Genomic DNA, 2,176 nt, shown 5'->3' with positions numbered 1-2,176 from the left:
CCCGCAGGGTGAACCGACGGGGCTTTTCTTATACAGTGGTCGCCTGGCCTGTTTTGATTGTTATTTATATTATCGCCATGCACTCATTCCTGATTATCGTCCCTGAAGGGGGCATGCTGTTCGAAGCGGCGGGCATCGCCGATATCCTGATGCAGGCTAATCGCCTGAGCCCTGCCGAGACGCCGCTGTATCAGATCGCGGTCGCCACCACGCAATCTCACCGGGTGGTGCACGGCCTGTCCGGGCTGAGCCTGTTGGCCGATCATCGCCTGGCGGATCTCGATCCGGCCCAGCCGCGCGATACCGTGATCGTCGCCGGCAAGGGGGCGACCGAAGAAGAGGGCGCCCTGGTCGCCGATTGGCTGCGTCGCGCGGCGCCGCAGGCGCGCCGTATCGCTTCGGTTTGCGGCGGGGCTCTGCTGCTGGCCGAAGCCGGGTTGCTGGACGGGCGGCGGGCGACCACCCACTGGCGGCTGGCGGAGACGCTGCAGGCGCGCTTCCCGCGAGTGCAGGTCGAAAACGGCCCAATCTACGTGCAGGACGGGCCGATCTGGACCTCCGGCGGCGTCAGCTCCGGCTTCGATCTGACGCTGGCGCTGGTGGAGGATGATTACGGCTTCGTGCAGGCGCGCGAAGTGGCGCAGGATCTGGTGATGTTTCTGCGTCGCCCCGGCGGGCAGGCGCAGTTCAGCCGCTATCCGCTCAACCAGGCCAAATCGCCGGGGCCGATCCGTGACCTGCAATCCTGGATCCTGGAAAACCTCGCCGACGATCTCAGCGTCGATCGGTTGGCCGAGCGCGTGGCGATGAGCCCGCGCAACTTTACCCGGGTGTTCACCCGCGAGACGGGCATTTCTCCCGCCAAATTCGTCGAAGAGGGGCGGTTGCATACCGCCAGGCAGCGCCTCGAACAGAGCGCGGAAGGCATCGAGCAGATTGCCCTGGCCACCGGCTTCGGCAACGGCCTTAACCTGCGGCGGGTGTTTGAACGCAAACTGCAGCTGACCCCGAGCGAATACCGCGAGCGCTTTCATGCGCGCAATTTGGCGTAAATTGATTGGTAAACGTCATTTACGCCGTTTCTGGTCGGCGCTAGATTTTAGGCAAAGCCCAAAAACGAGGAGTGCATCATGGTGAGAGTAGGCATTAACGGCTTCGGCAGGATCGGGCGCAACGTGCTGCGCGCGGCGCTGGGGCGCAGCGATTTTGAAGTGGTGGCGATCAACGATCTGACGGACAGCAAGACGCTGGCGCACCTGCTGAAATACGACACGCTTTCCGGCACGCTGGCGGCCAGGGTGGAAGCCGGCGACAACCAGCTGCTGCTGGACGGTCGGCCGATTCAGGTGTTTTCGCAGCGCGATCCCGCCGAGATCCCCTGGCGCAGCGCGGGCGTGGACGTGGTGATCGAAGCGACGGGCTTCTTTACCGACAAGGCCAAGGCGGAAGTGCACATCACGCACGGCGGCGCCAAGCGGGTGATTATCTCGGCGCCGGCCAAGAATGACGACATCACGCTGGTGATGGGGGTTAACGATCACCTCTACGATCCGGCTCTGCATAAGGTGGTCAGCAACGGCAGCTGCACCACCAACGGGCTGGCGCCCGCCGCGCAGGTATTGCATCAGGCGTTCGGCATCGAATACGGGTTGATGAATACCACGCATGCCTACACCAACAGCCAGGCGCTGCACGATCAGCCGGAAAAAGATCTGCGCGGCGCGCGGGCGGCGGCGGAATCGATCGTGCCTTACTCCAGCGGTGCGGCCAAGGCGCTCGGCAAGGTGATCCCCGAACTGGACGGCCGCCTGACCGGTTATTCGCTGCGGGTGCCGGTGCCGGTGGTTTCCATCGTCGATCTGACGGTGACGCTGAAACGCCCGGCGACGGTGGAGGAGATCAACGCCGCTTTCCGCGCGGCGGCGGCGTCCGGCCCGCTGAAAGAGATCCTGGGGTACAGCGATGAACCGCTGGTGTCGAGCGACTATCGGGGTGATGCGCGTTCGTCGATCATCGACGGCCTGTCCACGCTGGTGATCGGCGGCAACCTGGTAAAAGTGCTCGCCTGGTATGACAACGAGTGGGGCTTCTCCAACCGCTTGGTCGATCTGGCGCTGCTGATGGAACAACGCGGGCTGTAAACGCCCAACAGCAAAAAGCCCGCTTAAGTTTCCTT

2 protein-coding genes are annotated in these 2,176 nt (G+C 63.6%); both read left to right on the top strand.

The genetic code is table 11. The features are described 5' to 3' along the window. The first annotated feature begins 77 nt into the window (after positions 1-77). Entirely contained in the window at positions 78-1,052 is a 975-nt protein-coding gene (locus tag ADK28_RS02550; RefSeq protein WP_028128346.1) for a GlxA family transcriptional regulator, read from the top strand. Positions 1,053-1,130: 78 nt separating this feature from the next. Continuing rightward, entirely contained in the window at positions 1,131-2,141 is a 1,011-nt protein-coding gene (gap, locus tag ADK28_RS02545) for a type I glyceraldehyde-3-phosphate dehydrogenase (RefSeq protein WP_048794797.1), read from the top strand. The last annotated feature ends 35 nt before the right edge of the window (positions 2,142-2,176 follow it).

This window comes from Serratia sp. 506_PEND (assembly GCF_001076875.1).
GTDB lineage: Bacteria > Pseudomonadota > Gammaproteobacteria > Enterobacterales > Enterobacteriaceae > Serratia > Serratia marcescens.
Note: the sequence above shows the minus strand (reverse complement) of the source record. Positions and strands in the feature narration are given on the sequence as shown.